The sequence below is a fragment of the Cyanobium sp. NIVA-CYA 375 genome, assembly GCF_056108345.1.
In genome coordinates this window covers 36,466-49,276 of sequence record NZ_JBSYHW010000014.1, presented here as the reverse complement: position 1 = coordinate 49,276, position 12,811 = coordinate 36,466, and the positions used below count along the sequence as shown (strand labels likewise).

Annotated in this window: 10 protein-coding genes and 2 pseudogenes; 7 read left to right on the top strand and 5 right to left on the bottom strand. The window is 66.7% G+C overall.

All coding sequences use genetic code 11. The features are described from left to right. The 5 genes and pseudogenes from AC01FP_RS05810 to kdsB all read left to right on the top strand — a co-directional run. Nucleotides 1-108: pseudogene (locus AC01FP_RS05810) on the top strand (biliverdin-producing heme oxygenase); the annotation flags it as partial. 33 nt (nt 109-141) lie between these two features. After that, nucleotides 142-1,191 (top strand): glycosyltransferase, encoded by a 1,050-nt coding sequence (locus AC01FP_RS05805; protein ID WP_474478835.1) that lies wholly within the window; start codon nt 142-144, stop codon nt 1,189-1,191. A 10-nt stretch (nt 1,192-1,201) separates the two neighbouring features. After that, complete coding sequence (locus tag AC01FP_RS05800) at nt 1,202-3,598, top strand: UvrD-helicase domain-containing protein (RefSeq protein ID WP_474478834.1); 2,397 nt, start codon at nt 1,202-1,204, stop codon at nt 3,596-3,598. Between the two features lie 27 nt (nt 3,599-3,625). Next, the gene (locus AC01FP_RS05795) at nt 3,626-4,816 is read left to right on the top strand and encodes a tRNA nucleotidyltransferase/poly(A) polymerase family protein (RefSeq protein ID WP_474478832.1); all 1,191 of its coding nucleotides are present in this window, start codon (nt 3,626-3,628) and stop codon (nt 4,814-4,816) included. Between the two features lie 42 nt (nt 4,817-4,858). Next, a complete protein-coding gene (gene kdsB, locus AC01FP_RS05790; protein WP_474478841.1) occupies nt 4,859-5,638 on the top strand; it encodes a 3-deoxy-manno-octulosonate cytidylyltransferase in 780 nt (259 codons plus the stop codon). On the opposite strand, the gene AC01FP_RS05785 is transcribed toward kdsB, so the two are convergent. Genes AC01FP_RS05785 through galE form a run of 5 tightly spaced genes read right to left on the bottom strand, consistent with a single transcriptional unit; the run spans nt 5,635 to nt 11,218 of the window. Next, nucleotides 5,635-6,195 carry a KdsC family phosphatase gene (locus AC01FP_RS05785; RefSeq protein WP_474478831.1) on the bottom strand — a complete coding sequence of 187 codons (561 nt, stop codon included), beginning with the start codon at nt 6,193-6,195 and terminating at the stop codon, nt 5,635-5,637. The genes kdsB and AC01FP_RS05785 overlap by 4 nt on opposite strands. Further along, the gene (kdsA, locus tag AC01FP_RS05780; RefSeq protein ID WP_474478830.1) at nt 6,192-7,022 is read right to left on the bottom strand and encodes a 3-deoxy-8-phosphooctulonate synthase; all 831 of its coding nucleotides are present in this window, start codon (nt 7,020-7,022) and stop codon (nt 6,192-6,194) included. Before kdsA ends, AC01FP_RS05785 begins: the two co-directional genes overlap by 4 nt. After that, nucleotides 7,019-8,050, bottom strand: coding sequence for a KpsF/GutQ family sugar-phosphate isomerase (locus tag AC01FP_RS05775; protein ID WP_474478829.1), 1,032 nt, complete (start codon nt 8,048-8,050; stop codon nt 7,019-7,021). Before AC01FP_RS05775 ends, kdsA begins: the two co-directional genes overlap by 4 nt. A gap of 53 nt (nt 8,051-8,103) precedes the next feature. Further along, the gene (selD, locus tag AC01FP_RS05770; RefSeq protein ID WP_474478828.1) at nt 8,104-10,185 is read right to left on the bottom strand and encodes a selenide, water dikinase SelD; all 2,082 of its coding nucleotides are present in this window, start codon (nt 10,183-10,185) and stop codon (nt 8,104-8,106) included. Then, entirely contained in the window at nt 10,175-11,218 is a 1,044-nt protein-coding gene (gene galE, locus AC01FP_RS05765) for a UDP-glucose 4-epimerase GalE (protein ID WP_474478827.1), read from the bottom strand. Before galE ends, selD begins: the two co-directional genes overlap by 11 nt. A gap of 86 nt (nt 11,219-11,304) precedes the next feature. On the opposite strand from galE, the pseudogene AC01FP_RS05760 reads away from it, so the two are divergent. Both AC01FP_RS05760 and AC01FP_RS05755 read left to right on the top strand, forming a co-directional pair. Then, a pseudogene (locus AC01FP_RS05760) lies at nt 11,305-11,574 on the top strand (nucleotide sugar dehydrogenase); the annotation flags it as partial. A gap of 207 nt (nt 11,575-11,781) precedes the next feature. Further along, entirely contained in the window at nt 11,782-12,801 is a 1,020-nt protein-coding gene (locus AC01FP_RS05755) for an NAD-dependent epimerase (protein ID WP_474478826.1), read from the top strand. The last annotated feature ends 10 nt before the right edge of the window (nt 12,802-12,811 follow it).

The following is a 12,811-nucleotide window of genomic DNA, read 5'->3' as shown; positions in this document are numbered from 1 at the left end:
ATGTTCCAGGAACTGGAAGGCAATCTGATCGCCGCCATTGGCAAGGTGCTGTTTGGCTTCCTTACCCGCCGTCAGCGTTCGGGCAGCACGGAAGTGGCAGCTGCCTGAGCCAGAGTTGGCGGGCCGCAGCCTCTGAGCGTCTTGCGCCCCCTTCGCTTTTTGGTGCCTGGCACCAGCGGTCGCTACCGCTGCGGCGGCCTGCTGGTGGAGCAGCAGACGGCCCGGCTGCTGGCCGAACTTGTGCCAACAGAACTGGTCACCTATCGGCAGCGGGAGCCTGGACTGCCCTACTTGGGTGATCTGCTCCGGGCTGAACCCCTAGGCAGCCCCGCCGCTACTGCCCCCCTGTGGATCGTGAGCTGGGGCTTTGATGTGCCCCGCCAGTTGCGGGCGTTGCGGGGCCGGCCGGTGGCTTATCACGCCCATAGCAGCGGCTATGGCTTCCGCTTGCCACCTGGGGTGCCGGTGCTGGCGGTGAGCCGCAACACCCTGGGCTACTGGGGCCAATGGGCCAGCCGCAATCCGCTGTTTCTGGTGCCCAACGCCCTGGAGGCCAGTTGGATCGCCCGCGGTGATCGCCCCCACAACCTCGGGGCTGAGCCGGCGCCGGGCGGCCGCTCGATTGATGTGCTGATCCAGCGGCGCAAGACCAGCGCCTATGTGCTGGAGCAGCTGGTGCCAGCCCTGCGGGCCCGAGGGCTCACGGTGCTGGTGCAGGAAGGCTGGGTGGAGGATCTGGTGGGGCTGTTCAACAGCGCCAAGGTGGTGGTTTACGACTCCGCCGACCACTGGCGCTGCAGTGGGGTGAGCGAGGGGTTCGGCTTGCCGCCGATCGAGGCCCTGGCCTGTGGCTGCGTGCTGTTCAGCAGCCTCAATCACGCCCTGGCTGACAACCTCAATCCCGGGGCCCTGGCCCACCAGATCGGTATGGGCAGCCTGGCCGCCGACGGGGAGCGGATCGCTGCGGCGGTGGCCGATCCAGCCGCCTGGCTGCCTGGGCCGCGCCGCTTGGAAGAGCTGCTTGATGAGCTCAGTGAACCGCGGCTGCGCCAGCGCTGGCGCCAGGCCCTGGAGGCGATCAACATCCACATCGATCGGCTGCAGGCCGGTGAGCCGCCCCTGCGGCCCCCTTCCCTGCTCCAGCTGCGCTTGGAGCGCTGGCGGCAGAGGTTGGCCCGTCGCCTTGCCTAGGGTCTCAGGAATGAGCGCATTTCTCGCCGGCCTCAACGACGCCCAGCGCAAGGCGGTGGATCACCACACCGGCCCCCTGCTGGTGGTGGCCGGTGCTGGCAGCGGCAAGACCCGGGCCCTCACCCACCGCATCGCCCACCTGATCGGCCACCACGGCGCCGATCCGGCCCATCTGCTCGCCGTCACCTTCACCAACAAGGCGGCCCGCGAGATGAAGGAGCGGCTGGAGCTACTGCTGGCCCAGAAGCTGGCCCAGAGCCAGTTTGGCCAGCCCTGGAGCACCCTGGCGGCGGTGGAGCAGCGCCAGCTGCGCAGCCGCATCTACCGGGATGTGATCAAGGAGCTGTGGATCGGCACCTTCCACGCCCTGTTTGCCCGGCTGCTGCGCTTCGACATCGATAAATTCAAGGATCCAGAAGGGCTCAGCTGGACCCGCCAGTTCTCCATCTATGACGAGAACGACGTCCAGAGCCTGATCAAGGAGATCGTCGTCCAGGAGCTCCAGCTCGATCCCAAGCGCTTCGAGCCCAAGAAGGTGCGCTGGGCGATTAGCAACGCCAAGAACCAGGGCTGGATGCCCGAGCAGCTCGAGGCAGATGCCGGCGGCCAGCGGGGCAAGTTGATGGCTGAGACCTACCGGCGCTACCGGCGCGCCCTGGCCGCTAACAATGCCCTCGATTTCGATGATCTGCTGCTCTTCCCCGTGCAACTGCTGCGCCAGAACGAGCAGATCCGCGACTACTGGCACCGGCGCTTTCGCCATGTGCTGGTGGATGAATACCAGGACACCAACCGCACCCAGTACGACCTGATCAAGTTGCTGGTGACCAACGGTCGCGAGCCTTCCGACTACGACGACTGGGTCGGCCGTTCGGTGTTTGTGGTGGGCGATGCCGACCAGAGCATCTACAGCTTCCGCGCCGCGGACTTCACGATCCTGATGGGTTTCCAGGACGACTTCGGTGACGGGGCCACCAGTGAGACCACCGCCACGATGGTGAAGCTGGAGGAGAACTACCGCTCCACCGCCACGATCCTGGAGGCGGCCAACGCCCTGATCGCCCACAACTCCGAGCGGATCGACAAGGTGCTGCGCCCCACCCGCGGTGAGGGGGAATTGATCTCGCTCACCCGCTGCGATGACGAGATCGCCGAGGCCGAGGCGGTGGTGCACCGCATGCGCATGCTGGACGCCGCCCATCCAGACCTGCGCTGGGGCGACATGGCTGTGCTCTATCGCACCAATGCCCAGTCGCGGGCGATGGAGGAGTCGCTGGTGCGCTGGGGGATTCCCTACATCGTGGTGGGGGGCCTGCGCTTCTATGACCGGCGCGAGATCAAGGATGTGCTCGCCTACCTCAGGCTGCTGATCAACCCGGCCGACACCGTCAGCCTGCTGCGGGTGCTCAACACCCCCAAGCGCGGCATCGGCAAAACCACGATCGAACGGCTCACCGACGCCTCAAGCCAGCTCGGCATTCCCCTCTGGGACGTGGTGAGCGATGCCGAGGCGGTGCGCTCTTTGGGCGGGCGCTCGGCCAAGGGGTTGCTGCAGTTTTGCGAGCTGATCAACGGCCTGCAGGCCTGCGCCCAGGACATCGCCCCTTCTGAACTGGTGCAGCGGGTGATGGAGCAGAGCGGCTATGTGGCCGAACTGATCGCCGACGGCACCGATGAGGCCGAAGACCGGCGTCGCAACCTCAACGAACTGGTGAATGCTGCGCTCCAATACCAGGAGGAAAACGAGGAGGGCTCCCTGGAGGATTTCCTGGCCTCCGCTGCCCTGGCCAGCGATGCCGACAGCAAGGACACTGACCAGGACCGGGTCACCCTGATGACCCTGCACGCCAGCAAGGGCTTGGAATTTCCGGTGGTGTATCTGGTGGGGATGGAGCAGGGTCTCTTCCCCAGCTACCGCTCCCTGGAGGATCCTTCGGCCCTGGAGGAGGAGCGGCGCCTCTGTTATGTGGGCATCACCCGGGCCAAGGAGCGCCTGTTCCTCTCCCACGCCAGTGAGCGGCGGCTGTGGGGCGGCATGCGCGAGCCGGCGGTGCCCTCGGTGTTTCTTTCGGAGCTGCCCAGCGCCCTGATCCAGGGGGACATTCCCCATAGCGGTGGAGCTTCCATTCGCCGTGAGCAGCGCCTGGAGCGGCTCACTCGCGTGGATCGCGAGGATTCACGCCAGGTAGCTGGCGGCGGTGCGGCCGGTGCTCCCGCCAATGCGGTGCGGCGCCGGGCGGCTGCCAAGACCTGGGCGGTGGGGGACCGGCTGCGCCACAGCAGCTTTGGCGAAGGTCAGGTGACCCACCTGTTTGGCAGTGGTGAGAAGGTGTCGATTGCCGTGAAATTTCAGGGGATGGGGCCCAAAATCCTTGACCCGCGCCTGGCGCCGATCGAGCCGCTCTAGGTGGAAATCCCCGGCATTCCAGCGCCCTTGCTGAAAGCCCTGAGCCGGGCAGGGGTTGGGCCGGTGGCATTGGTCGGTGGGGCGGTGCGGGATTTGTTGCTGCACCGGCTGCACAACGATCCCTGGCGTGGCCTGCCCGATCTGGACCTGGTGGTGCAGGGCCGGGCTTCAGAGCTGGTTAAGGACCTGGCTGGCCAGCTCGGTGAGGCTGTGGTGCAGCGCTGCCAGGAGCACGGGGCATACGGCACCGTTGAGCTCGAACTCAACTTGGACGGCCAGCAGGTGCTGCTGGATGTGGCCACCGCCCGCTGCGAGACCTACCCGGTGCCAGCCGAAAATCCTCAGGTGAGCTTCGGCTCTCTGGCCGATGACCTGGCCAGGCGTGATTTCAGCATCAACGCCATGGCCTTGGATCTGGCCAGCGGCACCCTGCTCGATCCCCATGGAGGCCAGGCGGATCTGGAGCTGCGCCAGCTGCGTTTTTTGCATCACGGCAGCGTTCGCGACGATCCCACCCGGCTGGTGCGCGGTGCTCGCTATGCGGCGCGGCTGGGGCTGGAGCTTGAGGGGGCCAGCGCCGACCAGGCCGCAGCCACGTTGGTCCAGTGGCCTTGGCCTTGGCGGCAGGGTGATCCGCCGGCTGAGGCGCCGTCAGCCCTGGGCACGCGCCTGCGGATGGAGCTGGAGTTGCTGCTGGAGCGCGAGCCCTGGCCGGCGGCTCTGGGGGCCCTGCAGCGCTGGGGCGCTCTGGCGCTGCTTGATCCGGCGCTGCAGGCGGATAGGCAGTGGCCGCGGCGGCTGCGCTGGGCTGCTCGGCTGGGGTTGCCGCTGCTGGTGGCCCTGGTGGCAGGAGCGCGCCAACCCCTCGCCCTGGCGGCGCGGCTGCAGTTGCCCCACCGCCAGCACCGCCTACTGGCGCAATGGTTGGAGTTGCGGCGCCGGCTGGGGGAGCCGCAGCAGGAGGGCTCTGCGGCGCTGCCGGAGCACTGGTGCGCCCTGCTGGAGGCTTCTGGCTGCAGTCCAGAAGCGGTGGCCCTGGCCCTGGCCTGCAGCAGCGGCCCGCGCCGGCCCCTGCTGCGCTGGCTGCTGCGCTGGCGCCAGGTCAAGGCCGAGCTCACCGCCGCTGACCTGCTGGCAGCTGGCATGAGGCAAGGCCCCGAGTTGGGCCAGCGGCTGCGGCAGCTGCGGGCCGAGCGGCTGCGCTTGGAGCGGATCTGAGCGCCGCAGACCCCTCGTTAGCGTGGCGACATGACTGATCTGATGTCTGCTCCCCGAGTCGTGGTGGCCGTACCGGCCCGGCTGGAATCGGCGCGGCTGCCGGGCAAGCTGCTCGCCGATATCGCTGGTAAGCCCATGCTCCAGCATGTGTTGGAGCGTTGCCGGCAGGCCCAGGGTGTGGCGGCCGTGGTGGTGTGCACAGACAGCGACCAGGTTCGCTCTTTTGCCGAAGGCTGGGGCTTTCCGGTGCTGATGACCTCGCCCGATTGCAGCTCCGGCAGTGAACGCCTGGCCAGCGTGGTGGCGGAGCTGGTGGCCGCTGCGGGGGGTGCGGCCTCTGATTTTGACCAAACCCTGGTGGTCAATGTGCAGGGCGACCAGCCGCTGCTGGATCCGGCGATCATCGATGCGATGGCGGCTGAGTTTGCCCAGCTGCAGCGGCCGCCGGTGCTCACGCCCGTTTATCGCCTCACAGCTGACAAGTTGCACGATCCAAATGTGGTGAAGGTGCTGCGGGCCCGCGACGGCCGCGCCATCACCTTCTCCCGCAGTGCCCTGCCCCATTTGCGCGGGGTGCCCCCGGAGCAGTGGGCCCAGCACACCACTTATTGGGGTCATGTGGGCCTCTATGGCTATCGGGCCGACGTGTTGGCTGGCTGGGCGGCCCTGCCCCATTCCCGGCTCGAAGACCTGGAGAAGTTGGAGCAGCTGCGGCTTATCGACGCCGGTATTCCCCTGCTCACCTACGAGGTGGCGCAGGACTGCCTCTCGGTGGATACCCTGGAGCAGCTGGAGCAGGCCCGGGCCCTGGCCGGCGTCTAGGCGTTGCCTTCTCGCCAGCCCTCGCGGTTGAGGCTTTGCAACAGCCCCCGCTGCTGCAGCAGGGCTTCAGCTAGTTCACGCACGGCCCCATCCCCCCCCCGGCGGCGCAGCACCCAGTCGGCCTGGCGGCGCAGGCCGCGGGTGCCGTCGGCGGGGCAGATCAGCAGACCCGTAGCCGGTCGCACTGTTAAGTCGTTGAGGTCGTCGCCGATGAAGGCGGTTTGCTGGCGCTCAAGCTGCAGGCTGGCTTGGAGCTGGCGTAGGGCGCTGAGCTTGTCGCCGACCCCCACCAGACAGTGATTGACGTGCAGATGCCGGGCCCGCTGCTCGATGGCGCCGCTACGCCCGCCGCTGAGAAAGGCCACTTCAATGCCCGCTCGTTGCAGCATCCGGATCGCCAGGCCGTCGCGCACGTCGAAGCGCTTCACCACCTGGCCCTGCTCGTCGTAGTGCAAGCCGCCATCGGTGAGCACGCCGTCAACGTCACAAACCAGCAGCTCGATCGCTGCAAGATTCCGGCGCCGCAGCAGGGTTCGTTGCAGCAGCTGGCCGATCACAGGCTGCTAGGGGCCACACCGGCGGCCACCACTTGACGCAGGGCCAGCAGCTGGCTGAGCAGCGCTTCCAGCCGGTGCAGCGGCACCATGTTGGGCCCGTCGCTAAGGGCATTGTCGGGGTCTGGATGGGTCTCCATGAACAAACCATCCACCCCCACGGCGACGGCAGCTCTGGCAAGTGGTGCCACAAACTCCCGCTGCCCGCCGGTGCTGCTGCCACGGCCGCCGGGCTGCTGCACGGCGTGGGTGGCATCGAAGATCACCGGGCAACCCAGGGCTTGGAGCTGGGGGAAGCTGCGGTAATCGACTACGAGGGTGTTGTAGCCAAAACTGGTGCCTCGTTCGGTGAGCCAAAGGCGGCCGCTGGCGGGATCCAGCCCGCACTCCTGCATTTTGTTCACCACCTGGGCCATGTCCCAGGGCGCCAGGAACTGTCCCTTTTTGACGTTCACCACCTTGCTGGTGCCAGCCACGGCCTTGGCGGCGGCTTCTAGTAGGTCGGTCTGACGGCAGAGAAAGGCTGGGATTTGCAGCACATCCACGGCTTGGGCCGCCGCCGCCGCCTGACAGCTCTCGTGGATGTCGGTGAGCACGGGCACCCCGAAGCCCTGGCCCACCTCCTGGAGGATCTTCAGTCCCTCATCGGGGCCCGGGCCGCGAAACGACTTGCCGGAGCTGCGGTTGGCCTTGTCGAAGCTGGCTTTGAAGATGTAGCGGATGCCGACCCGCTCGCAGATCGTGCTCACCTGCTCAGCGATCTGCAGCACCAAATCGCGGCTTTCGATTACGCAGGGCCCGGCGATCAAGGTGAAGGGGATGGCCGTCATGGGCGCTCCGCGGTGGTGCTGGTGGTAAACCCAGCCTGCACTAGATCGTGGAGCCGCAGCAGGCCCAGCAACAGGCGAGGCTGGGCGGGCTCCACAACTGGCAGCACTGAAATTGCCTGGTGGGGATTGCGTTCCATCAGTTTCAGAGCTTCTACAGCGAGCACCTCTGGCGTCACCGTGATCGGGTTCGCGGTGGCCATGGAGCCGGCGCGGAGGCCAGCCCACGACTCGGGGGCATGGTGCTGCAGGGTGCGGCGCAGGTCTCCGTCCGTGATCAGCCCGGCCATCAGTTCGGAGTTTGTGCTGGCCCGCACCCAGGCGGCCCCAAGACTGCCTTTGCCGTTGCTGCCTTCGGTGAGCCGCCCAATCACCTCAGCCAGGGGTGCCTCGGGGGAGAGGCCGTCCAGGTCTGTTGCCGGCACCATCAGATCGGCCACGGTGAGGGTGAGCTGGCGGCCCAGGGAGCCGGCTGGATGGTTGATGGCGAAGTCTTCGGGCGATATGCCTGCCCGCTCCATCCACACTGCCGCCAGGGCGTCGCCAATCGCCATGGCTACCGCCGTGCTGGCGGTGGGAGCCAGGTTCAGCGGGCAAACCTCCCGATCCACCGAGCTATCCAGCACCACGTCGCACCCCCTAGCCAGGCTGGACTCCAGGCGCCCCACCAGGGCGATCAGGGCCGTGCCGCGGCGGCGCAGGTGGGGCAGGATCGCCAGCAACTCTTCGGTTTCTCCACTGTTGGAGAGCAGCAGGGCGACGTCGTCGGCAGCGACGATGCCGAGATCGCCGTGCAGGGCATCGACCGGATTGAGAAATACGGCCGTAAGGCCGATGGAGGAGAAGGTGGCAGCGATTTTGCGGGCAACGATGCCGCTCTTGCCCACGCCGGTAAGCACAAGTTTGGCTCGGCGTTGGCGGCACCCCTCTAGCAGCTCCAGAGCGGCCTCCACCTGGTCGTTGCTGAGGCGCTGGGCTGCTGCGGCAATGGCAGCAGCTTCTTCCTCCAGGCAGCGGGTGAGGGCAGACAAGAAGCCGGTCTCGCAGATAAGCCATTGTCGCTGGCGGTTCGGCGTGCCTCCGTTTAGGTGTGCACTTGGCCGATCACAGCGGCTTCGCCAAAGCCGGCTTGCTGAAGATCGCTCAGGGCCTCTGCCAGCTGGTCGCCTGGAATCGCTGCCAGCAGGGGGCCGCAGGTCTGGGGATCAAGCAGCAGGGCTTGATGAGCTGCATCGGCTTGCCCCTGGAGCTCAATCCGCTCCCCCAGTAGGGCCAGGGCGCTGGCATTAGAAGGGGCCAGGCTGCTGGCCCAGCCTGCGCCCAGCAGGGCTAAGGCCCCGGGCAGGGCCGGGATATCAGCTGCCGCCAGCGTCACGCGGCAGTTTGCTGGGCTGGCGGCCAGCATTTCGCCCAGATGGCCCAACAGCCCGAAGCCGGTCACGTCGGTGCAGGCCCGGCAGCCGCGGCGGCTCAGTAGCTCCACCAGGTTTGCCTGGCACTGCTGCATTTGGGCTAGCGCGGCATCTATCCATTGGGGCTGGGCCGCTCCAGCCATGGCCGCGGCAAACAGCACCCCCGTGCCGATGGGCCGGCACAGCAACAGCCCATCGCCGCTGCGCAAGGGCCCCTTGCCCCAGTGCCGCCCAGCGGGTGCCCTGCCGTTCACGCTCAGCACCAAGCTCAGGCCTGCGGGGTTGGCCGGGCTGGATCGGCTGTCGCGGGCCTCCAGGGTGTGGCCGCCGATCAAGCGGGCTCCGAGCGGCTGCAGCACCGATTGGATGCCGGCCAGGGTGTCGCTGAGCAGGTCTGCCTGCAGGGCGGGAGCCAGCTCAGGCAGGGTGACCACCGCTTGCAGGCTTTCCACCTGGGCGCCACTGGCCCAAATATCACTGCAGGCATGCAGGGTGGTGAGCCGGGCATTGAGCCAGGCGTCGGCCACCAGCGCCGGAAAGCCATCGACGCTCTGCAGCAGCAGGGACCCATCGCCTGTCTGGGCGATCACCGCGGCATCCTCGGCGCTGCCCGGGGTGCCGCCGCCGAGGCCATTGCGTGCCAGGGCGTCTTGCAGGGGGCTGGCGGCCAATTTGGCGGCGCAGCCCCGGCAGGCCATCGCTGCGCCCCCGTCTGGGCCCATGGCCTTCAGCTCGCTGAAGCCGGCCATGAAGCGCCGATCCACGGCCTGCTTCCAGCGCCAAAGCAGCGGGCTGGGGCCCAGGGCCCATGGACCCCAGAAGGCCACCGCTTGGGGTCTGGTGTTGTTGCCGTCGCCCAGCAGCTGCAGCGCCCAGCGCTGGGGCCGCCAGGGCCGCAGCTGGCGGCCCGCCACCACTGCCGTCAGGTTGTGGGCCAGGGTTTGGGCGCAGCGCACAGCCCAGACACCGGAGGCGGGCCTGGGCCTGCTGGCGATCACGCCGCAGTCGCCGCTGGCGAACAGCCTTGGCTGCTGCCATACCTGCAGGCTGGCCTCGGTGAGCAGGCGTCCCTCGCTGTTGCAGGCCAGGCCTGAGGCGGCGAGCCAGCGGGGTCCGCGGCTGCCTGTGCAGGCCAGGTCGGTGGCGGATTCATCCAGGCAGTTGGCTTCGATGGCAATGCCAGCGCTTTCCAGTAGCTGCTCCCCTAAATGGTTGGCTGCCTTTGAGCCCAGATTCAGCTGGGTGCCGCGCAGCAGCAGCTTGGGCTGCTGGCCCCTCGCCCGCAGGGCCAGGGCCACCTCTACGGCTGCGGCTCCGCCACCCCGGATGCGGACGCTGCCTGATTTGGGCTGGCGGCACCATTGCAAGAAGGGCTCAAGGGGCTTTACCGCCATGGCCGCATGGGTTGGGGCGCCGGTTTCTGCGCCCACATCGAGGCTGAGCCAGTCCCAGCGCAGGTTGGGCCGCCCCGCCAGTGCCAGCTCCCGACCCTCGGGATCAATCGCCGTGATCTCTGCTTGAACAAAGGTCACCCCCGCCAGCAGGCAAAGGCGGCGCAGGTCGATGGCGCAGGCGGCTGGCTGATAAAGACCGGCGACCAGCCCCGGCACCATGCCCGAGTAGAGGGCGGTGCTGTGGCGGCTCACCAGGGTGATCCAGGCGGCTGGCCGCTGCCGTCCCATGGCCCACATGCGCAGCACCAGGGCGTGGCTGTGGCCGCCACCGGCGAGCACCAGCCTTGCTTCAGCTGCCATAACCCTCGGGATTGGCCTGCTGCCAGGTCCAGCCGTCGAGGCACATCTCCTCCAGGGAGCGGCGGGTGCGCCAGCCGAGTCGTGTAGCAGCCAGGCGTGGATCGGCCACGGTGCTGGCCGCGTCTCCGTCTCGCCTTGCCACAACGGTGTACGGAACTGAACGGCTACTGGCCAGCTCGAACGCCCTCACCACCTCCAGCACCGAGTGGCCCTGGCCGCTGCCCAGGTTGAGGCTGAGCAGCTGGGGTGGTTCCGCCAGCAGCACATCCAGGGCGGCCCGGTGCCCCTCAGCGAGGTCCATTACATGGATGTAGTCGCGGATGCCGCTGCCATCGGGGGTTGGCCAGTCGCCGCCGAATACCTGCAGGCAGTCGCGACGCCCCACCGCCACCTGGCTCACAAAGGGGAACAGGTTGTTGGGGATGCCCCTGGGGTCCTCGCCGATGCGGCCACTGGGGTGGGCTCCCACCGGATTGAAGTAGCGCAGCCGGGCGATGCGCCAGCCCGCTTCGCTGGCCGCCAGATCGGCCAGCAGCCGCTCCACTGCCGCCTTGCTATGGCCGTAGGGGTTGATCGGCTGGATGGCGGCAGATTCACTGATCGGTGTTTGTTTGGGAAGGCCGTAAACCGTGCAGCTGCTGCTGAACACCAGGCTGCGGCAGCCATGGGCCTGCATTGCCTCCAGCAGCTGGCGCGAGCCACAGAGATTCACGTCCCAGTAACGCAGCGGCTCGCGCACTGATTCACCCACCGCCTTGAGGCCGGCGAAGTGGACCACGGCTGTGATTGGCTGGCCGGCCGGGGCCGCCTCGAAGGCCCGCTCCAGATCTGCAGCGGAGCGAATATCGCCCTCCACCACCCGCAGCCGGCCGGCTGCGGAGGGGCCGGCGAGTTCGAGCACGCGCTTCAGGCTCTCGGGTGAGCTGTTGTCGAAGTTGTCGAGCACCACCAAGTTGTGGCCCGCCTCCAGCAGCACCAGACAGCTGTGGCTGCCGATGAAGCCAGCGCCTCCTGTGATCAACAGCTGGGCCATGGTGGTAATTCGTGCTTAAGGAATAGTCTCTCGTTTTGGCTATGGGAGTTCCAAGGGATTGCCCAACATGGCGGTGGTGGGCTGTTGCCAAGGCCGGCATCTACGGCCAGTGGGTAGCGCCGGAAGAGATCCTGCGCACCAACCGCTGGAGCAGCGAGCCCTCCAAGCTCACGGCCAATGTCTTCCTGGCTGAGCGGATCAGCCTGAGCAACAGCATGGCGGCGTTATGTGGGGCAACAGGCGCTGATGGGCGTGATGTAGCCAAAGCCATTGGCGCAGGCAGCTACTTTCAACAGGACATCTTGAACTTGGTGCACTTGTGGCGTCACTACGGCTTGGCGGAGGTGGTGGCTTACTAGGACTTGGCTGTGAGGCTGAATCACCGGTGAAACGGATCTGCCGAGACCCGTTGAAGCTGGTGAGCGATCCTGTTATTTCATTGGACGCAAAACCAACATCGCCCAATGGATCTGATTCCCATGCTTTGAACTGATCCGCTACGACGTTACCGAGCCGATTCGGCTGGAGCCCACCATCACCTACGTTCGGGAGCCTTTGGCCCAGTGAGTCGTCCCGTACTGGTGACCGGCGCGGCCGGCTTCATAGGTGCGGCTGTGTGTGAGAGGCTTTTGGCCCGTGGTGAGCGGGTGCTGGGGATCGATAACCTCAACACCTATTATGATCCCGCCTTGAAGCAGGCCCGACTGGCCCGGATCAAGGCCACTGCGCCAGCTGCTGCTTGGAGCTTCCAGCGCCTAGACCTAGAAGATGCATCAGCGATGGCGGAGCTCTTCGCTCGCGAGCGTCCCCGGCTGGTGATCCATCTGGCCGCCCAGGCAGGGGTGCGTTATTCCCTAGAGAATCCAGGGGCTTACCTGCAGAGCAACTTGGCGGGTTTTGGCTCAATCCTTGAAGGCTGCCGGCATAACGGCGTTGAACATCTCGTATACGCCACCAGCAGCTCGGTGTATGGCGGCAACACGAATTTGCCGTTTGCCGAGCATCAGCCGGTGAACCATCCGGTGAGCCTGTACGCGGCCACCAAGAAGGCCAACGAATTGATGGCCCACACCTACAGCCATCTTTATGGGCTAGCGGCCACGGGTCTCCGCTTTTTTACCGTTTACGGCCCCTGGGGCCGGCCCGACATGGCGCCGATGCTGTTTGCTAAAGCGATCCTGGCGGGGGAAGCGATTCGGGTGTTTAACTACGGCCACATGCGACGTGATTTCACCTATATCGACGACATCGTGACTGGGGTGATCGCCTGCGCCGACAAGCCGGCCACTGCCGACCCTAGTTTTGACACCTCGGCCCCTGACCCCGCCACCAGTTGGGCGCCCCACCGGCTATTCAACATCGGCAACAGCGAGCCGGTGGAATTAATGTATTTTATCAACCTGCTTGAGCAGGCTTTAGGTCGCGAAGCGATCCGCGATCTGCAGCCCATGCAGCCTGGCGATGTAGAGGCGACCGCCGCCGACACGAGCTTGCTCGAGGCCTGGGTGGGCTTCAGCCCTTCCACCCCGATCGAGGTGGGGGTTGAACATTTCGCCCGTTGGTATCAAGCCAGTTACGCCTGAGCTCTGGCAG